Genomic DNA, 19987 nt, shown 5'->3' with positions numbered 1-19987 from the left:
CTAGCCCGCACGCAAATACCGCGACCCGATCGCGCGCGGTGTACTTGTGGCCATGGAATGCCTCGATACCCACCCACGGGCCCGGGGGCGAGTTCAATCCTGCGATGCATTCCGCTGAGCGAAAACGACGCCATCCCGACAGCACCTATGTGCCACTCCTGGGAAGCGGACCAAAAACCGCACCAGCCCATCGCTCCCGCACCGCGCCGTTGAGTCTAGTGATGTCCGTGAGCAACAGTGCACGTAGGTCAGAATTACCTGCGCTGTGCTGGGGCTATCCTGCGCACCAACTTGTCGGCGGCCACAACCAAGCTGACCACGGTGGCGACGCCGAAGATACGCAGCCATACCGGGGCGCCGATCGGCGCCGTCGCAAAGACCGCGTTCATCGCGGGAAGGTAGGTGATGGCAAGTTGGGCGATCGCTTGAGCAGCGACCCCAAAAATGATCCAGCGGTTGGACCAGAAGCCGATCCGCCAGGCCGAGCGGGTCAGCGACCGACAACTGAAGAGGTAGAACGCCTCAACGACAACAAAGAGGTTCAGCGCCGCGGTCCGGGCAGCTTCGACACTGGCGCCCTTGCCGACCTCCCATTCGAACAGCCACCAGGCTGAGGCCACGAGCAGCGTGGAGACCAGCAGAATGCGCCCCACCAGCGTGCGCGTCAACAACGGCTGGTCCGGGTCGCGCGGCGGACGGGACATGATGGCCGCCTCTTTGGGCTCGAACGCCAGCATCAGTCCGAGCGCGATCGCGGTGGTCATATTGATCCACAAGATCTGAGTCGGCAAGATCGGCAGGGCGGTGCCGAATGCGATGGCGGCAAGGATCACCAACCCTTCACCGATGTTGGTGGGCAGTGTCCAGGTGATGAACTTCGTCAGATTGACGAATACCCCGCGTCCCTCTTCGACCGCAGCTTCGATGGTGGCGAAGTCGTCATCCGTCAGCACCATGTCAGCCGCGTCCTTGGCGACTTCGGTGCCGCTTCGGCCCATCGCGACACCAACGCTGGCCTGCCGCAGCGCCGGCGCATCGTTGACGCCGTCGCCGGTCATCGCGACCACGTGCCCTCTGGCCTGTAGGGCCTGGACCAGTCTCAGCTTCTGCTCGGGCGAGACCCGGGCGAACAGGGTGGCCTGGTCCACGGCGTCGGAATAGTCTTCGGCGTCCAGCGCGGCGAGGTCAGGGCCTGTAAGAACGGCACCCGGGCCGGGTCCGCCATCGTCGAGCAACCCCACCTGCGCCGCGATCGCCGTGGCAGTGCCGGCGTGATCACCGGTGATCATCTTCACGTCGATGCCGGCGGTGTGACAGGCCGCCACCGCACGCCGCGCGGCCCCCCGGGGCGGATCGAGCATCGCGTGCAACCCGGTGAACGCCAGGTCGCCCGGCAGCGTGTCTTCGTTGAGCTCCAGGGGACTGCCGCCAACACGCACCGCGGTGGCCAGGACCCGCAAACCTCGGGCGGTGAGCATTTCGGCAGCGTCCACGACAGCGCCAGGCTCCAGCGGGCGCAATGCGCCGTCGGCACCCATCTGCGAGCTGCACAGCTCGAGCACTCGCTCCACCGCGCCCTTGGCCAGCACCACACGATCGGCACCGTCGCGATGCAACGTGGCCATGTACTGGCGCTCGGAGCTGAACGGGATGGCCGCCTCTCGTGGCATTCCGGACGCGAGTCGCCCGAGGTCGAGCCCGGCCTTTGAGGCAACGACGAGCATCGCCCCCTCAGTGGGATCGCCGACGATGTCCCAGCGCGCGTCGTCATGGGTGAGCGCGGCATCGTTGCAGCTCGCCCCGGCGATCAAGGACCAGCGCAACGCCGCATTCGCGTCCATCGACATCGGTGCGCCATCGCAATCCTGCAGGATGCCGTCGGGTGCGTAGCCGGTGCCGGTCACCTCAACGACGTCGTCGGGGGTCCAGATCACCTGAACGGTCATCTGGTTTTCGGTCAGCGTTCCGGTCTTGTCGGTACAGATCACCGTGGTGCTGCCCAGCGTCTCCACCGTCGGCAGGCGCCGGACGACGGCGCGGCGCCTGGCCATGCGGGCCACCCCAATCGCCAAGGTGATCGTCACCGCGGCCGGCAGGCCTTCGGGAATCGCACCGACCGCCAGCGCGATCGCGGCGGTAAAGGTCTCGACGGCGTCCTGCTGCCGAAGCAGCCCGACGGCGAAGGTGACCGCCGCCAGACCCAGGATGGCGATGGTCAGGACCTTGCTGAACCAGGCGAGTTTGGCGGTCAGCGGCGTCATGAGCGTTTCCGCAGCCCCGACGAGGCGATGAATTTCGCCCAGTTCAGTCTCGGTGCCGGTCGCGACCGCGATGCCCGCGCCCCGGCCCGCGGTAACCAAGGTGCCCGAATAGACCATGTTGAGTCGGTCGGCTACCGGAGTTGCCTCCGGCAGTACGGCCACGGATTTGTGGACCGCCGCCGACTCCCCGGTCAGCGCCGACTCGTTGAGGTGCAGTTCCGTTGCTCGCACCAGTCGCAGATCGGCCGGCACCTTGTCGCCGCTCTCGAGCAGCACCAAATCTCCGGGAACGAGATCTTCGGAAGCCACGGTGTGCTCGTGGCCGTCCCGAATCACCGTGGCCTGGGTGCGCACCATGGACCGCAGCCCCTCCAGCGCCGACTCGGCCTTGGACTCCTGAATGAAACCCACGATTGCGTTGAGGACGACCACCCCGAAGATCACCGAGGAGTCGATGTACTCCTGCAAGCCCGCGGTGATCGCCCCGGCAACCAGCAGCACATAGATCAGCGGGTGGTGAAACTGCCGCAGAATGCGCAGCAGCAAGCCACCACGTTTGGCCAGCGGCAGGGCGTTGGGCCCGAATCGCTGCAGTCGCTCGGCCGCCTCGCCATCGGACAATCCGCGGTGCGGATCGGTCTCCAGCAACAGCACCACTTCGTGGGCCGGCAGACCGTGATGGGCCGCGGTGGCGGTCACCGATACCGACAATCACCTCACCTCGCCAGGAAACCGACAAGTCATGGCTCCCACCCTGCCTGATCAAACCCCTGCGGGGTCAGAGTCGGAAGTCACCCACCGCGCGGACCTAGGTCCAAGCGCCCCGTCGGCGCTCAGGAGTCGGCGGGAACCTGCCACCCGCTCGGCACCACCAGGACCGGCCGATGGGAGTGGTGCACGGTGCCCATTGCGACGCTGCCAAGCAATGTCTCGCGCGCGCCGGAATGTCCCCGCGAGCCGACCACCAGCAGGGCCGCGCCGTTGTCCTGTCCGGCCGCTACGAACGCTTCGGAGACGGCTCGAGCGTGGAAACCGCGACCACGTTCGACACTCAGCTGCCGAAGCTCTCCCACGCCCGCCGCGGGCGGAGGCGCACTACCGTCGCCGACGAACACCAGCACCACCTCCCGGTCCGGGCACAGGCGTCTGGCCGCCGCCAACACCGTTTCCGAGCCGGCCGAGCCGTCCCATCCCACCACCATCGGCCCCTTCGGCAGCGCGTCGTACTCGGCTGCCAGCATCGGATTGGGCACCACGACCACCGGTCGCGGGCAGCGGTGCAGCACCATGTCGGCCACGCTGCCCAGCACCGCTTGCGTCCCGCCGAGCCCCCGGGTGCCGACGAGTACCAGGTCTGCCTGAACTTCGTCGGCTTCCTCGGCCATGCGCAGTCCTTCGGGCCCCCAAGTCCGCTTGAGCACCGGTTCGGCATCCCATCCGGCGGCGCGGGCCAGGGTCGCGCCCATCGCGACCACTCGCCGGGCCTCGAGCTCCCCCTCGCGCTCCACCATCTCGACCAACTCGTTGGTGTTGCTGGCCATGGGCCGCAGACGCCGGCGCACCTTTTCGCTGGCGAACGGCGGAACCCAGAGATAGGTGATCCATCCGCGCGCTCCTGGGAACAACAACGCACCGGCTTCTATCGCCGTGCTCGCCCCCGGCGAGCCGTCGTATCCCACAACCGCGTTCACCGGCACGGTGCACCTCCTGGATAGGTCCCGGGCAACAAGGCCCGCCATCACTGGTCACATCGCATTGCTCCACAACGGAATCTACGCGCCGCACTTTTCGGCAACTTCGCTACACAACGGCTCGCTGTGGATTAGCCGCGCTCACCGGGCACGCCGGGATGTCACGCGACAATTACGTTGCCCGGTTGTCCGGCGTGCCTCGGCCGGAAACCCGGTGTCGGCACGGCATCATGGCGCTCGTGGCTGACCTGACCCGTCGCGCGGTGCTGCGTATGGGAGCCGGCACCAGCGCAGGAGCCGCCGGGATGTGGGCGCTGAGCGCATGGCTGAATCCCCTCGAACCCAAGGCGGCCCCACCGCAGGCACCCGCTCCGTTTGAGCCCCCGGCGGCCGGGAGCAGCCTGCCGACCAGGTTGTCCGGCTCGTTCATCTCGGCTGCTCGCGGCGGCATCAAGACGAATTGGGTGATCGCCCTTCCGCCCGGCCAGACCGGCTTGCTGCGTCCGGTTATCGCCCTGCACGGCAAGGACGGCAACGCGGGCATGATGCTCGACCTCGGTGTCGAAGAAGGCCTCGCACAGCTGGTGAAGTCCGGCAAGCCGCCCTTCGCCGTGGTGGGCGTGGACGGCGGCAAGACCTCCTACTGGCACCGCAGGGCCTCCGGCGGGGACTCCGGCGCAATGGTGCTCGAGGAGCTGTTGCCGATGTTGGCCGCGATGGGGATGGACACCTCCCGGGTAGGTTTTCTGGGCTGGTCGATGGGCGGATACGGGGCGCTGCTGCTGGGGGCCCGGCTGGGCCCGGCACGGACCGCAGGGATCTGTGCGATAAGCCCGGCCCTGTTCAGCTCCTTCACCGGCAGCGCGCCGGGAGCCTTTGACAGCTACGACGATTGGATGGCGCACCGCGTGGTGGGTCTGCCGGCGCTCAACCAGATTCCACTGCGCGTGGATTGCGGCACCAGCGACCGCTTTTACTTCGCCACCCGCCAATTCGTGAACCAGCTGAAGAATCCACCGGCGGGCAGTTTCTCCCCCGGCGGGCATGACGCGGAGTACTGGCGCGAGCACCTTCCCGGTGAACTCGCCTGGATGGCGTCCTAGCCATGCGTGCGGCCCCCACGAACCGACCAAATTGATGACAAGACGACGTTGATGACAATCCGGCAGGATCGGTCCGCCAGCCAGCTCCGCGCAGCGCAGCGGCCCGGTCCGCGAATCGCGTTTCGCCCCGACATCGAGGGCCTGCGCGCGATCGCGGTGGTGGCGGTTGTCCTGTACCACGCGGGTATTCCGGGGATCTCCGGCGGCTACATCGGCGTGGACGTGTTCTTCGTCATCTCCGGTTTCCTGATCACCGGGCTGCTTTGGCGCGAAGTGACCACCACGAATACGGTCGCGCTGGGCCGCTTCTATGGTGCGCGCGCTCGCCGGCTGCTGCCGGCCGCGGCAACCGTGGGCGTCGCCACGGCGATCGTCTCAGCCATTGTGCTGCCGCCGCTACAAGCACGACGGGTCTTCGTGGACGGCATCGCCAGCGCCCTCTATGTCGGCAACTACCGGTTCGCCGTGCAAGGCACCGACTACATGGCCTCCGATCTGCCGCCATCGCCGTTCCAGCACTACTGGTCGCTCGGGGTGGAGGAACAGTTCTATCTGGTCTGGCCGGCGCTGATCATCGCAACCGCGTGGTTGCTACGACGTATCGGGAAGAACAACCGCGGCGCCACCCCGTACGCGGTGGTCCTGGTGCTGGTGGCCGCGGCATCGCTGGCAGCCGCGGCAATCTGGACCCGCACCTCGCCGCCATGGGCGTTCTTCTCGCTGCCGACCCGGGCCTGGGAGCTCGCCGTCGGTGGCCTGGTTGCCCTAACGATGCAGCAGTGGCGCCGGCTTCCGCTGGTCCCGGCGACCATCGTCGGATGGGGCGGTTTGGCGCTGCTGCTACTCACCTGCACCCAACTGGGCCCGAACACCCCGTATCCCGGCACGGCGGCGCTGCTGCCGGTACTGGGCACCGCGCTGGTGATCGGCAGTGGCTGCGTCACCGGTGCCATGGGGGTCGGGCGGGTGCTGTGCCGGCCCGTCATGCGCGCCATCGGCCGGGTGTCCTACTCGTGGTACCTCTGGCACTGGCCGGTGCTGCTGCTCCTGCCGCCGCTGCTGGGTGACCCCGCGGGCCTGCCGGCCCGGCTGGCCGCTACGACCGTCTCCGCCGGCCTGGCGGTGATCACGATGTATCTGGTCGAGAATCCAGGGCGGTTCACCGCGGCATTGCGATCGGTCCGGGCCAGCCTGACACTGGCGGCGGCGGCCACCGCGGCCGCGGCGTGCGCGTGCGCGCTGCTGCTCACCGCGATACCGGTACCGGTCGGCCATGGAACCGCGGCCCCGGAAGCCAAGATCATTGCGCTGCCCCCGGCCGCGCTACCCCAGCGAGCACTCAGCCCACAGGAGGCGGCGGTCCAGCAGGCGTTCGCCGCGGTGCGCGCGGCGGTCGCGGCCTCCGCCGGCCTGGGCGCGGTCCCGTCCAACCTGAATCCACCGCTGGCCGCCGCGCCCGGCGACAAGGCGGCGGTGTTCGTCAACGGGTGCCTGCGCTCCTGGCGCGACCTCGGTCAAAGCGAGTGCGCAACGGCCGACACCGCCTCGCCGACAACGGTGGCCCTGGTCGGCGACTCGCACGCCGCGATGTGGGACCCGGCGCTGCAATTGGTTGCCGAACAGCGCCACTGGCGCCTTGAAACGCTGGCCAAAGTGACCTGCCCGATGCAGGATCTACCAATCCTCAGCCCGTATCTGGGCCGCGAGTACACCGAGTGTGAGCAGTGGCGCGGCGAGATCATGGGGCGGCTACAGAGCGAACGGCCACGGTTCGTGGTGCTGAGCATGAGCCGGCGCTATCAACCGGACTTCAGCTTCGCCTCGTATGACCCCGCATGGATCGACACCTTGAACCGGACCGTGGCGCAGCTGCGTCGCAATGGTTCGAGCGTCCTGGTCCTGGGGCCCGTCGCGGATCCGCAGTCGTCGGTGCCCACCTGCCTTTCCGCCCATCTCGACGACGCCGGCGCATGCGCACCGTCGCGCTCCGCTGCTACCAACGCCGGCGGCGTCGCCGCCGAACAGACTGCCACCGAAGCCGGCGGGGGCCACTACGCGGACCTGACCGACCTGTTCTGCACCCCGGATCGCTGCCCCACGATCATCGGAAACACCCTGGTGTTCCGCGACGACAATCACCTGACGACCGAATACGCGCAGTTACTGGCACCCGTCATCGGCGCGCTCGCCGATCGTGCCCTGGCCGCGGGCTGACCCGGGCGATTGCCGGTCATCACGGCCAAATTCCTCGGCGAGTTTTCTGGCGAATGAACCACGCGGGGGCGCCGAACGTGCTAGGAATAAAAGAGCTTTGGAGGTTCAGATATGAGTCCGATGCTGTTGGTATTCGCCACGGTCGTCACGCCGCTCGCGGGACTCGGCCTCATGCAATTGCAAGCGCGCCTTGAACGTTGGGACTACGAACGGCACGCCGAAGACTGAGAAGTCAGCCGCATGCTCGCTAAACACCCAGCGCAACTTCGCGTTTGCGAGCTAATCAAGTTACCTGGAATTAACCGGCCAGCCGCGCGCCGATCAGCGGCGCAATCTTATCCGCCAAATATGCATGTCCGGCGTCGTTGGGGTGCACACCGTCCGCGCCGATCAGGTCGGGGCGGTCAAAGAACCAGCCTTCTGCGATCGGATCGACGAACTCGGCTTGTGCGAAGCCGGCGGCCGCGCGGACGACGTCGCGAATCTGCAACACCGGAATGGGTACGTCAGGGGTCGGCCATGGCGGTCCGATCACCAGTAGCCGCGCCGAGGGCGCGACGCGGTGCGCCAGGTCGAATGCATTGCGCGCCCGGTCGCCGAGCAGCCCTAGGTCCACCCCTTGGTCGTTGCGCGAGCCGAAGAACACGACCAGTGCATCGTCGGGTTTGACCGCACCGGCGGTCAGATCCTCGAACACACTGCCGTGGTCGCCGGGCATGCCGTAACCGGCCCTGCCCTCCGCGGCGACGTCGGCGTTGATCCGCATGCCTCGCTGGGCCAGCTCTCGCCAGGCAAGAGAAGTCCACGCATTCGGTCCCCGGCCGCCCTCATCGGTGCCGGTGGTGTAGGAATCACCGATCACCGCGATATGGCTGAGCCGATAGTCCACGGTCAGGGCGTCGTATGCGCGCGCCCGCGCCGGGTGCAGCGGGCGCAGCGGAAATCCAACGACCACACCGACGAGCAGGGTGAGACCGATCACGACCATGACCAGACGACTCACCACCACCTCCACCACAGACCGAATCATTGTGTGCCGCATGCAAATCAAATCATACGGGGAACCCGTCGCTACCTCGCAAATGACGCATCCCACGTGTCACGCCCGATGAATCACGGCCAAGCGCGCCACTGTTCAAACCGCGCGAGCCGAAAACCCTTCCAGCGCACCATCGGCCTGATTGCGCTTACCGTTCACCGGCTCGCTGGGCTCGATTCTGGCCGTCACGGCTCTGACATCGACCATCCTACGCATCCAGCGCCGGGCTGGCTCTTCGATGAAGTGGTACAGCAGTACCGAGGCCGCCACGGCGATCACAAGCAGGCCGATGACATTCCATTTCCACGGATTGTCCTGCGGCGTGAGCTCGAATTGCAGCACCGCCCAACCCCATGCCGTGTGCACCAGCTCGTGAACCATGTACAAGCAGAACGAGATCTCACCGCCGTAAACCATGACCCGAGTCGACAGCAACCTCGGCAGACTACCCACGCCGACCGCGAGGGTGACTATCAACGGCACAAACAGCACGTCGACCACCCCGCCGCTGTCCACGACTCCGCTTATCGGGTGCGCGTCAACCAGGTAGAGGATGCCCACGATGGCAGCGATCAGCAGGACCGACAGGTAGCCGGAGGCCCGCCGGGCCCGGTCGGTCAGCCGCAATCGGCGCACGGCGGCGGCGGCCAGCGCACCCGCAACGAATTGGGTGACAATTCGGGGCAACCAGCTCCAGGGCGTGTAGAACTGGCCGCTGGCCAGCAACAGGATCACCGGGGGCAACGACGCCGCGAACGCCAACCACATCAGGTTGCGCGCCCGGGTGGCATGCGTCATCCGGAAGATGACCAGAACCAGTGCGCCGAACAGCAGGTAGGCCAGCCATTCCGCGCTGATCGACCAGGCCGGCCCATCCCAGCTGGAGTCGTCGAAGAAGGGCTGAAACCACAATTGCACCATCAGCACCTGGCGTATGTAGCTGACCGCGGTGAGCTGACCGACCTCGGGCAGCGGCACATGCCCCACGTGCAGGGTCATGATCACCAACAGCGCGGCAAGGTGCATGGTGACCAGGTACACCGGCCACACCCTGGCCAGCCGCAGCCACAGAAAGTGCAGGGTCGTCCGCGTCGACCACGAATGGCCCATGCGATCGAGATAGTTCCAGGTCAGCACGAACCCACTGAGGATGAAGAACAGGTCGACGCCCTGTGCGCCGCAGTTGAGCACCGGAGCGAGGTTCTCCCGAAAATCCGGCGATGCATCGGCCAGCATGGGGCGGAAGTGAAACAGCACCACCCACACCGCGGCGACGATGCGGAGTCCCGTCAGGGCTTTGATCTCACCCTGGAGCATTGGGCTGCGCACGATGGTCTTTCCGCGCTCTCTCCATCTAGAAATCCGCTGTCTGGTTCGCCTGCTAGTGCGGCTGACCCGGGGATCCAGCCACCTCACGAGCCCCCCGACGGGCAATCGGCAGCCTAACAGCTCCGCTCGCCCGAAATGCCGCACGAAGCCTGTGCACCGGTTGGGAAGCGCGCGGCGGGTCGCCGGCCTCACATCTTTAGCAAAGAGTTAGACGCAACTGTTGGTCTCCTTAGTTTTGACGTGCAGCGTTGGGAGACAGAATTTGACCGGGTCCGAGCTACACAACGCCAAGGGGAATGGGGGCCGCTGATGGGTATCGCGATCACTGCGTCGAGCTTCGCCGATCGACAGAAAAATGGCACCTTCGAGTGCAACGGCGCGGTGGTCCGCGCGCACTGCCGCCACCTGGCCACCATCGTGACCATCCGGGGCGAGATCGATGCCGTCAATGTCGATCAGGTCACCGAGCGCATCCAGCACTTCATCCACGGGACGAACCCGGTGGTCCTCGATGTCGGCGACGTCAGTCACTTTTCTCCGGCCGGGATCTCGCTGCTGGCCGCCATCGATGAGGAGTGCCACGCCGCGGGAGCGGAATGGACCTTGGTCGCAGGCCCGGCCGTGGTTGAGCTACTGGGTGAGGACATGGCAACGATGTTTCCGGTCGCGCATTCGGTGCACGAGGCGCTGCGCAACCTGGCTGAGGCCAACAGCAGGCGCCGTCAGCTGATGTTGTCGCTGGTCCGCAAAACCGCTTAGCGCGCGAGATCCGAGCTGTTGTCGGCAGGCCCGCTGGGCAGTTATCGCGCCCGAATCGCGCCCGCCGCAGCCGGCAGACTCCCACGACCGCGAGCACCCCGCCAGGGTCGCCAGGGGTCAGGGTCAGCACCCATTTGCTGTGGGTGATAGATCACCGACGCCGTGACGGATTGACCTGCGGTAACGGGAGCGCCGGCCACCGTTGAGGTGGCCTGTCCTGATTTGGCTCACGATTGGCGGTTCGCGGTAGCTGTGGCGCCTTGAACTTTGGGAGTGGTTTAGCCGAGGCTTGCGCACTAATACGGCGCCTCGCCGGCGGATTCCGAGCCGCTGCCGATTCACGTCCTCGCTGACGAGGCGCACTAAAGTGAGCCAACTCGGGGCAACAGCTACACCGCATCGTTGCATCTGACCCTCGCGACGCCGCTAAATACCTCTCACATCAGCAGATAACGATTCTGAGTTACGGATCATGTTGTGTAGCAGAACTATTCGCAAGACCCGACACTCTCGGCCATCAGCAACATCGACCCACCGACCCGCACCGCGCAGCACGGGAAACGCGAATCCCGCTGAGCTATAAGCACTATCGCAGACCGCGCAACCTCACGCTACCCACCAACGGCAACCACCACAGCCTCCCGACGAAACCTCCCACCCGTTCCGATCAACAGCGATCTCCGAACACAAACGCATGTACGGCGCAGTCTGATGTAAGCAGATCGTCGACATCGCGGCCCGGCACGGACGGTCGGGGAAGAAACCAACGCGACCATGCTGGGTCATCCAGATTCATTGAGAATCCCTTGAGGCCAACGCTCTTTGATTGGTGTCGAAATCTCAGCAGCCTCTCGCCCTATCGGCAGTACAGCGGCCGAAGGCTTCGGGCTGGCCAAATGGAGTTCAGTGCCTTTGATCGAACGCAACGTCCGACGAGATACTTGGTTGAAAGGGTTGTCTTGGTGGTTGATCCGCCCGATATCCGTTCTTTGCCCTTGGCGCCGAGAAACCCACTGCCTTACTGGCAACAGCTGAAGGCGCTCAAGACGCTTCATGTTGGCAGTGAGGCCCTGCGTGACGCTGGTGGGTCGGTGACTCGTATCTGGTTGGGTCCCAAACGGCTCGTACCACCAATGGTCATGGTCACTTCACCCCAAGGGGCTCGCGACGTCTTGGGGCGCTCAGGTGCGTTGTCGGACCGAGGAACGCTGCCACTCTTGAAGGATCTGCGTCGCGCCATCGGCGAGAGCGTGCTGAACCTCCCGCACGACACCTGGCTTCCACGAAGGCGCACACTGCAGCCGATATTCACCAAGCAGCGCGTCGCCGGATTTGCTGGACACATGTCCGAGGCAGCCAATCACATACTCCTGGGATGGCCTGACGGCGCGGAGGTCGATCTGAACGCGGCTTCTCACGCGCTGGTTCTTCGTGTCGTGGGGCACTCGGTTTTTGGGCTGGACCTACAGGACAAGGCTGACGTGATAACCACTGGCGTGACATTGGCGGCGAAATGAGCGGCTGATCGTTCCGCACGACCTGTGCGCGCGCCGCACTGGCTACCGACCCCAGCGCGACGAAGGGCTCGGGGCGCCTACGACGCTATGTACAAGATCGCGGCCGACATGCTGGCGGCGTGCCGGGCTGATCCGAGTCGAGAAGCACCGCTGATTAGGGCCCTGATTGATGCGACTGACCCCAACACCGGAGAGTCCTTGTCTGACACAGCAGATCTGTGACGAGATGGTCTATTTCATGATCCTCGGCGAAGACACCACCTCGACGGTGCTGACCTACGCACTGTGGGCGCTAGGGCAACATTCCCAGCTACAGGATCGACTCGCCGCTGAGGCTGCTGAGCTGGCCCAAATCGATGATTCGTTCTATCTGCCGGAGTCGGCTTTCAAGAATCCGGATTTCCAACGTGGTCTGAAGATGTTCCTGTCCAAGGACGGCAAGGCGGCGCGGTTCATCATCGCGCTCGACGGCGACCCCGCGACGTCAGCGGGCATCTCGCGCGTCGCGTCGATCAAGCAGGAGGCGCGCGAGGCGATCAAGGGCACCCCGTTGCAGGGTGCGGCGATCTATTTGGGCGGCACCGCGGCGACGTTCAAGGACATCAGCGAGGGCGCGACCTTCGATTTGCTGATTGCCGGCGTGGCCGCGATCAGCTTGATCGTGATCATCATGATGCTGATCACCCGAAGCGTGGTGGCCGCCGCGATGATCGTCGGGACCGTGCTGCTTTCCATGGGGTCTTCGTTCGGCCTATCCGTGCTGGTCTGGGAGGACATTCTCGGCATTGAGCTGTACTGGATGGTGCTGGCGATGTCGGTGATCCTGCTGCTGGCGGTGGGATCGGACTACAACCTGCTGCTGATCTCCCGGCTCAAAGAGGAGATCGGCGCCGGCCTCAATACCGGGATCATTCGTGCCATGGCCGGTACCGGAGGCGTGGTGACAGCCGCCGGAATGGTGTTTGCTGTGACGATGTCGCTGTTCGTGTTCAGTGACTTGCGGATCATCGGGCAGATCGGCACCACCATCGGATTGGGCCTGCTGTTCGACACGCTGATCGTGCGCTCGTTCATGACGCCGTCCATCGCGGCGTTGCTGGGCCGTTGGTTCTGGTGGCCGCAACGAGTTCGCCCGCGCCCGGCCAGCCAAATGCTGCGGCCGTCGGGACCCCGCAGCCTGGTTCGTGCGCCCTTGCTGTCGCCGGAGAACAAGTCGCCAGAGGGCCATCGCCTTCCCGAACCTGGTGCCCCGGGCACGCCGAACAGCAGCGATGTCACCGTCGCCGGACGTGCGCCAATTCAGCCGTCAGGTGAGCTGCCACACTGATGCCCATGACAGAGCCAACACATCGCCGGCAGGTGGAGCTATTGACCCGCGATGGTTGCGCGATCTGCTTGCGAGTGCACGCGCAGTTGGCCGAGTTGGCCGGTGAGCTCGACTTTGACCTGGTCAGCACCGATGTCGACGTCGCCGCGTCGGCCGGCAACGCACAATTGCGGGCCGAGTTCGGCGACCGGCTGCCGGTGATTCTGCTGGATGGGCGCGAGCACAGCTACTGGGAAGTCGACGAACCCCGGCTGCGGGCTGACCTGGCCAGCTGAGGAGCCCATACCCGTCTAGTCGATTATTTGGTAGCCCAACTACCAAGCGTCTACCGTAGAGAGCAGTTCACTTTCTCGAGACGCAAGGGAGCGGGCCAGGTGATGCTGCCGTGAGCATCTTGCTCTTCGGGGTTTCGCACCGTAGTGCGCCGGTCTCCGTCCTGGAACAACTCAGCATCGAGGAGTCCGAGCAAGTCAAAATCGTCGACCGGGTGCTGCAGTCGCCGCTGGTCACCGAGGCCATGGTGCTGTCGACGTGCAACCGCGTCGAGGTATACGCCGTTGTCGAGGCGTTCCACGGCGGTTTGTCGGCGATTGGACAGGTGCTCTCCGATCACTCCGGTATGTCGATGGGGGAGCTGACCAAACACGCTTACGTGCGCTATAGCGAGGCGGCCGTCGAGCACCTGTTCGCGGTGGCCAGCGGACTGGATTCGGCGGTGGTCGGCGAGCAGCAGGTGCTCGGCCAGGTGCGCCGTTCGTACTCCGCCGCCGAGGCCAACCGCACCGTCGGCCGGGTGCTGCACGAGCTGGTCCAGCGCGCGCTGTCGGTGGGCAAACGGGTGCACTCGGAGACCTCGATCGACGCCGCGGGCGCCTCGGTGGTGTCGGTCGCGCTGGGCATCGCCGAACGCAAGCTGGGCGGTTTGGGCGCCAAGACCGCCGTGGTCATCGGAGCGGGGTCGATGGGGGCGCTCTCCAGCGCACATCTGACCCGGGCCGGCATCGGCAAAGTCCACGTGCTGAACCGTTCGCTGGCCCGTGCACAGCGGCTGGCCGGCAAGATCAGGCAGTCGGGCGTGCTCGCCGAAGCCCGGACACTGGACCGGCTGGCCGAAGTGCTGACCGACGCAGATGCGGTGGTCAGTTGCACCGGGGCGGTGGCTCCGGTGGTTTCCCTGGCCGACGTGCACCACGCGCTGGCCACCGCACGCCGCGACGAGACGACCCGGCCCCTGGTCATCTGTGATCTGGGGATGCCCCGCGATGTCGACCCGGCCGTGGCCAGGCTGCCCGGTGTCTGGCTGATCGACGTGGAGCGGGTGCAACGCGAACCGTCGGCCCATGCCGCTTCCGCCGACGTTGCTGCGGCCCGCCACATTGTCGCGGCCGAAGTCGCCGGCTATCTGGCGGGGCAGCGGATGGCCGAAGTCATTCCGACCGTTACGGCGCTGCGCCAGCGTGCCGCGGACGTGGTCGAGGCGGAATTGTTGCGCCTGGACAACCGGCTGCCGGGGCTGGACAGCGCCGAACGCGACGAGGTGGCCCGCACGGTGCGACGGGTGGTCGACAAGCTGCTGCATGCGCCGACGGTGCGGATCAAACAACTGGCCAGTGCCCCTGGTGGCGACAGCTATGCCGAGGCATTGCGCGAGCTGTTCCAACTGGACCAGACCGCCGTCGACGCCGTAGCGACCGCCGGCGAATTGCCCGTCTTTTCAAGCGGATTGGATGCCGGAGCCGGCCCGCAGGGCGCTGATGGCCCGTCGGCCGGCCCGACCCCGTCTGCCCCCAACCCTTCCGCCGAGTAGCTGATTGGCGCACGTGATCCGGATAGGCACCCGGGGCAGCCTGCTGGCCACCACCCAGGCTGCGACCGTTAGAGACGCTCTCATCGCCAATGGCCATGCCGCCGAGCTGGTCACCATAAGCACGCTCGGCGATCGATCCTCGGCGCCGATCGAAACTCTCGGTGTGGGGGTTTTCACCACCGCGCTGCGCGAGGCTATCGAGGACGGCCGCGTCGACGCCGCTGTGCACTCGCACAAAGATTTGCCAACCGCCCAGGACCCCAGGTTCACCATTGCGGCCATTCCGCCACGACAGGACCCCCGCGACGCAGTTGTTGCCCGCGACGGGCTGGTGCTCGGGGAATTGCCGGTCGGTTCGCTGGTGGGAACCTCGTCGCCGCGGCGGGCCGCGCAGCTTAGAGCATTGGGTCTCGGTTTGGAAATCCGCCCCCTAAGAGGCAACCTAGATACCAGGTTGAACAGGGTAAGTAATGGTGATCTTGACGCCATCGTGGTGGCTCGGGCCGGGCTGGCCCGGCTGGGCCGTCTCGACGACGTCACCGAGACGCTGGAGCCGGTACAGATGTTGCCAGCGCCTGCTCAAGGTGCGCTCGCGATCGAATGTCGAGCCGGCGATAGTCGGCTGGCAACAGTGTTGGCGGAGTTGGACGACGCCGACACGCGGGCAGCGGTCACCGCCGAGCGAGCCCTGCTCGCCGAACTGGAGGCTGGTTGCTCCGCGCCGGTGGGTGCGATCGCTGAGGTGGTCGAGTCCATCGACGAGGAGGGACGGGTTTTCGAAGAGCTGTCGCTACGCGGCTGCGTGGCGGCACTGGACGGATCCGACGTGATCCGCGCGTCCGGAATCGGCACTTCCAGTCGGGCACGGGAGCTTGGGCTCGCCGTTGCCGCGGAGCTGTTCGAGCTGGGCGCTCGAGAGCTGATGTGGGGAGAGGGCAATTCCCCGCAAGGAAGTTGAGTGAGTGACTTGGGAGCGACAATGATGACACGAGGGCGCAAGCCGAGGCCGGGCCGCATTACTTATGTGGGCTCTGGCCCAGGTGACCCGGGTCTGTTGACCACACGGGCCGCCGCGGTACTGGCGAACGCCGCCCTGGTGTTCACGGACCCCGATGTGCCTGAGTCGGTGCTGGCCCTGATCGGTAACGATCTGCCGCCCGTCTCCGGGCCGGCGCCCGCGACTGCAGTGGCCGACAATGCTGACGCTGCGACCGGCGGCCCCGCCGAGGGTGAGTCCGACCAGGCGGTTCCGGCGGTGGTCTCTAGTGGTCCGGACATCCGCCCGGCGCTGGGTGATCCCACCGAAGTTGCCAAAACGCTGACCGCCGAAGCCCGTTCGGGCGCCGACGTGGTGCGTTTGGTGGCCGGTGACCCGATGTCGGTGGACGCGGTGATCGCCGAGGTCAACGCCATTACCCGCAGCCACCTGCAGATCGAGATCCTGCCCGGTCTGGCGGCAACCAGCGCGGTCCCGACCTATGCGGGACTGCCCCTGGGCTCCGCGCACACGGTTGCCGACGTGCGTGGCGACGTGGACTGGGAGGCGCTGGCCGCCGCACCGGGTCCGCTGATCCTGCAGGCCACCGCGTCACATCTGGCTGACGCGGCCCGCACGCTGGTTGAGCACGAGCTGGCGGACACAACGCCGTGCGTGGTGACCGCGCACGGAACCACCTGCCAACAGCGCTCGGTGGAAACCACCCTGCAGGGGCTGACCGATCCGGCCATCCTGGGTGGAACCGACCCTGCCGGCCCGCTGACCGGGCCGCTGGTGGTGACCATCGGCAAGACCGTGAGCAATCGCGCCAAGCTGAACTGGTGGGAGAGCCGGGCACTGTACGGCTGGACCGTATTGGTACCCCGAACCAAAGACCAGGCCGGCGAAATGAGCGAGCGGCTGACGTCCTACGGTGCCCTGCCGGTCGAGGTGCCGACGATCGCCGTCGAACCGCCGCGCAGCCCGGCGCAGATGGAACGCGCGGTCAAAGGCCTGGTCGACGGCCGGTTCCAATGGGTCGTGTTCACCTCCACCAACGCCGTGCGCGCGGTGTGGGAGAAGTTCGGCGAGTTCGGCCTGGATGCCCGGGCGTTCTCCGGAGTGAAGATCGCCTGTGTGGGCGAGTCGACTGCCGACCGGGTTCGCGCTTTCGGGATCAGCCCGGAGCTGGTCCCGGCCGGGGAACAGTCCTCGCTGGGCCTGCTGGACGAATTCCCGCCCTACGACAGCATTTTCGATCCGGTCAACCGGGTGTTGCTGCCGCGCGCTGACATCGCCACCGAGACGCTGGCCGAGGGGCTGCGCGAGCGTGGCTGGGAGATCGAGGACGTGACGGCCTACCGCACGGTGCGGGCCGCTCCGCCGCCGGCGGCCACCCGCGAGATGATCAAGACGGGCGGTTTCGACGCGGTCTGCTTCACCTCGAGTTCTACGGTGCGCAATCTGGTCGGTATCGCCGGTAAGCCGCACGCGCGGACCATCATCGCCTGCATCGGACCCAAGACCGCCGAAACGGCCGCCGAGTTCGGGCTCCGGGTGGATGTCCAACCCGAGACTGCCGCGGTGGGTCCGCTGGTGGACGCGCTGGCCGAGCACGCCGCCCGGCTGCGCGCCGAAGGAGCCCTGCCCCCGCCTCGCAAGAAGAGTCGCCGGCGCTAGTGGTGCACACGGAGGGATGCTAGTGGCGGGCCGCCACTGATGGGCGCCTACCCGCGGCAGCGGCCGCGCCGGCTCCGCTCGACTGCGGCGATGCGCCGCTTGGTAGCGCAGACCTCCTTGGAGCCAAGGCATTTGGTGCTGCCGATGTTCGTCGCCGACGGTATCGAAGAGCCGCGCCCGATCGCGTCGATGCCGGGGGTGATGCAACACACCCGCGATTCGCTGCGCAGCGCCGCCGCGGACGCCGTTTCCGCCGGGGTGGGCGGCCTGATGTTGTTCGGGGTGCCCCGTGACACGTCGAAGGACCCCGTCGGCTCGGCCGGTACCGATCCCGACGGCATTCTCAACGCGGCCCTGCGCGACTTGGCCAAGGATCTCGGGGACGCGACGGTGCTGATGGCCGAAACCTGCCTGGACGAGTTCACCGACCACGGGCACTGCGGGGTGCTCGATGACCGGGGCCGTGTCGACAACGACGCGACCGTGGCCCGCTACGTCGAATTGGCGGTCGCGCAGGCGCAGGCCGGCGCCCATGTGGTGGGACCGAGCGGGATGATGGACGGCCAGGTGGGTGCGATCCGCGACGGGCTGGACGAGGCCGGCTACGCCGACGTGGTGATTTTGGCCTACGCGGCCAAGTTCGCCTCGGCGTTCTATGGCCCCTTCCGAGAAGCGGTGAGCTGCAGCCTGTCCGGGGATCGGCGCACCTACCAGCAGGAACCGGGCAACATGCGGGAGGCGCTGCGCGAGGTCGAGCTGGATCTGGACGAAGGTGCCGACATCGTGATGATCAAACCCGCTTTGGGGTATCTGGACGTCGTCGCCGCGGCCGCAGACATTTCCCCGGTGCCGGTGGCCGCCTATCAGGTCTCGGGGGAGTACGCGATGATTTGTGCGGCGGCGGCCAACAGCTGGATCGACCAGCGGGCCGCGGCCCTGGAGTCGCTGACCAGCATCCGGCGTGCCGGGGCCGATATCGTGCTCACCTATTGGGCCGCCGATGCAGCGAGTTGGCTGTCGTGACGGAGGCTCACATGACATCAGCGGGGGAACCCAAGACGTTGTTCTACGAATCCGGCGCCTCTTGGTATTGGCTGCTGGCCGGCCCGTTCTCGGCGCTGTCGTTGATCTTGATCGAGAAGTCCACCGGCGCCGGCATCCAGTTGATCACCCCAGTGATCTTCCTGGTCCTGGTGTCGGTATTCGTCGGCATTCAGGTGAAGGCGGCGCGAATCCACACCTCGGTGGAGCTGACCGAAGAATCCCTACGTCAGGGCACCGAGACCATCCTGGTGTCCGAAATCGTGAGGGTGTTCCCCGAACCCGAGAACTCCGTCGCATCTGGAAAGTCGCTGGCCAAGTGGCAGTCGGCGCGGGCGCTTGGTGAGTTGGTCGGGGTACCACGCGGCCGGGTCGGCATCGGCATCAAGCTCACCGGCGGACGCACCGCGCAGGCCTGGGCGCGTCGGCATCGCCATCTGCGTGCGGCGCTGACTCCATTGCTGCAGGAACGAGTCGGGCCTACCCAGGTCGACCGCGACGCTGGCGACGACGCCGAGACGGCACTGTGAACCCCCGCAACCGGGCCGTGATTGAGCTGGCTCTGGCCCTCGTCGCGGTGTGGGCCACCGCGGCGAGCTGGCTACAGACCACCTCAACGGTGGCGGTCGCTCCCGTTACCGCAGGTCAACCCGTCACGACGTCGGTGATCTATCACCCGCAGCAATTGGTGCTGACCCTGGCCCTGGCGACCCTGGCAGGGGTGCTCGCGGTCGTGGGAGTCTGCCGGTTGCGGCGGGCGCGACAATCGCCCAGTGCGCCTGCCGACAACAGCTCGGATCTCGCGCGCTAAGCGGTTTTTCGGACCAGCGACAACATCAGCTGACGGTGAATGCTGTTGGCCTGAGCCAGGTCGCGCAGCGCCTCGTGCACCGAGCTCCGAGTTGGCTCAATTGGAGGACGGGTCGGCAGCAGTGAGGGTGTGGTCGCCGGCCTTGATCTTGACCGTGCGGGTCCCCACCCGCCACGACGGACGCTGGCCGTAGCCAAGGTTTGCCGCCACCGGCGTTGGGCCTAGATCGGCATCCGCCGCTTGACGGTGGCATAGGAGATCGGCCGGACCCCGATCTCGGTGAGCACTCGTTCGGTGTCGATCATGGTGCTGGGCCCAATGATCCGCGCCATCACGAAACACGTTGTCGCTATAGATGGTTGAGTCGAACCCTAGGATCCGGTAAGACGCGCACAGGCCGTTTCGCAGATGTCTTCTTGGGTCACTTGTGTG

15 protein-coding genes and 2 pseudogenes are annotated in these 19987 nt (G+C 66.3%); 12 read left to right on the top strand and 5 right to left on the bottom strand.

The features are described from left to right. Window positions 1-254 precede the first annotated feature (254 nt). Together CKW46_RS06670 and CKW46_RS06665 are read right to left on the bottom strand one after the other, a co-directional pair. A complete protein-coding gene (locus CKW46_RS06670) occupies window positions 255-2972 on the bottom strand; it encodes a cation-transporting P-type ATPase (RefSeq protein ID WP_482052983.1) in 2718 nt (905 codons plus the stop codon). A 122-nt stretch (window positions 2973-3094) separates the two neighbouring features. After that, a complete protein-coding gene (locus tag CKW46_RS06665) occupies window positions 3095-3958 on the bottom strand; it encodes a universal stress protein (RefSeq protein WP_482052982.1) in 864 nt (287 codons plus the stop codon). Window positions 3959-4182: 224 nt separating this feature from the next. Here CKW46_RS06665 and CKW46_RS06660 point away from each other — a divergent pair, with 224 nt between their 5' ends. After that, on the top strand, window positions 4183-5055 hold the full coding sequence (locus tag CKW46_RS06660) for an alpha/beta hydrolase (protein WP_020727513.1): 873 nt from the start codon (window positions 4183-4185) through the stop codon (window positions 5053-5055). A 51-nt stretch (window positions 5056-5106) separates the two neighbouring features. Next, complete coding sequence (locus CKW46_RS06655) at window positions 5107-7269, top strand: acyltransferase family protein (protein ID WP_482052981.1); 2163 nt, start codon at window positions 5107-5109, stop codon at window positions 7267-7269. A 298-nt stretch (window positions 7270-7567) separates the two neighbouring features. Here CKW46_RS06655 and CKW46_RS06650 read toward each other — a convergent pair whose 3' ends face one another. After that, a complete protein-coding gene (locus tag CKW46_RS06650; protein ID WP_369797338.1) occupies window positions 7568-8272 on the bottom strand; it encodes an Rv0518 family GDSL lipase in 705 nt (234 codons plus the stop codon). A gap of 132 nt (window positions 8273-8404) precedes the next feature. Further along, window positions 8405-9625: an acyltransferase family protein gene (locus tag CKW46_RS06645; RefSeq protein ID WP_482052980.1), complete on the bottom strand. Its 1221-nt coding sequence runs from the start codon at window positions 9623-9625 to the stop codon at window positions 8405-8407. 321 nt (window positions 9626-9946) lie between these two features. Here CKW46_RS06645 and CKW46_RS06640 point away from each other — a divergent pair, with 321 nt between their 5' ends. The 10 genes and pseudogenes from CKW46_RS06640 to CKW46_RS06595 all read left to right on the top strand — a co-directional run bounded on the left by CKW46_RS06640 (window position 9947) and on the right by CKW46_RS06595 (window position 19555). After that, the gene (locus CKW46_RS06640; protein WP_117436573.1) at window positions 9947-10396 is read left to right on the top strand and encodes an STAS domain-containing protein; all 450 of its coding nucleotides are present in this window, start codon (window positions 9947-9949) and stop codon (window positions 10394-10396) included. Window positions 10397-11292: 896 nt separating this feature from the next. Next, a complete protein-coding gene (locus CKW46_RS06635) occupies window positions 11293-11913 on the top strand; it encodes a cytochrome P450 (RefSeq protein WP_252872470.1) in 621 nt (206 codons plus the stop codon). A gap of 340 nt (window positions 11914-12253) precedes the next feature. Beyond that, a pseudogene (locus CKW46_RS06630) lies at window positions 12254-13240 on the top strand (MMPL family transporter); the annotation flags it as partial. 5 nt (window positions 13241-13245) lie between these two features. Next, complete coding sequence (locus tag CKW46_RS06625; protein WP_036426931.1) at window positions 13246-13515, top strand: glutaredoxin family protein; 270 nt, start codon at window positions 13246-13248, stop codon at window positions 13513-13515. Between the two features lie 110 nt (window positions 13516-13625). Next, window positions 13626-15047 carry a glutamyl-tRNA reductase gene (locus CKW46_RS06620; protein WP_015354482.1) on the top strand — a complete coding sequence of 474 codons (1422 nt, stop codon included), beginning with the start codon at window positions 13626-13628 and terminating at the stop codon, window positions 15045-15047. A gap of 13 nt (window positions 15048-15060) precedes the next feature. Continuing rightward, complete coding sequence (hemC, locus tag CKW46_RS06615; RefSeq protein ID WP_117436576.1) at window positions 15061-16005, top strand: hydroxymethylbilane synthase; 945 nt, start codon at window positions 15061-15063, stop codon at window positions 16003-16005. A gap of 24 nt (window positions 16006-16029) precedes the next feature. After that, a complete protein-coding gene (locus CKW46_RS06610; protein WP_085979865.1) occupies window positions 16030-17703 on the top strand; it encodes a bifunctional uroporphyrinogen-III C-methyltransferase/uroporphyrinogen-III synthase in 1674 nt (557 codons plus the stop codon). A gap of 39 nt (window positions 17704-17742) precedes the next feature. Then, window positions 17743-18726, top strand: coding sequence for a porphobilinogen synthase (gene hemB, locus CKW46_RS06605; protein ID WP_015354481.1), 984 nt, complete (start codon window positions 17743-17745; stop codon window positions 18724-18726). Between the two features lie 11 nt (window positions 18727-18737). After that, on the top strand, window positions 18738-19274 hold the full coding sequence (gene mce1N / locus CKW46_RS06600) for a transport-regulating membrane protein Mce1N (protein WP_482052979.1): 537 nt from the start codon (window positions 18738-18740) through the stop codon (window positions 19272-19274). Continuing rightward, on the top strand, window positions 19271-19555 hold the full coding sequence (locus CKW46_RS06595) for a hypothetical protein (protein WP_011742149.1): 285 nt from the start codon (window positions 19271-19273) through the stop codon (window positions 19553-19555). The genes mce1N and CKW46_RS06595 overlap by 4 nt, the downstream gene beginning before the upstream one ends. A 155-nt stretch (window positions 19556-19710) precedes the next feature. On the opposite strand, the pseudogene CKW46_RS06590 reads toward CKW46_RS06595, so the two are convergent. Next, window positions 19711-19984 (bottom strand): annotated as a pseudogene (locus tag CKW46_RS06590) (IS1634 family transposase); the annotation flags it as partial. Window positions 19985-19987: the final 3 nt, after the last annotated feature.

This window comes from Mycobacterium liflandii (assembly GCF_022354805.1).
Classification (GTDB): domain Bacteria; phylum Actinomycetota; class Actinomycetes; order Mycobacteriales; family Mycobacteriaceae; genus Mycobacterium; species Mycobacterium marinum.
The sequence above is the reverse complement of the archived record's forward strand: the minus strand, read 5'-3'. Positions and strand labels throughout refer to the sequence as shown.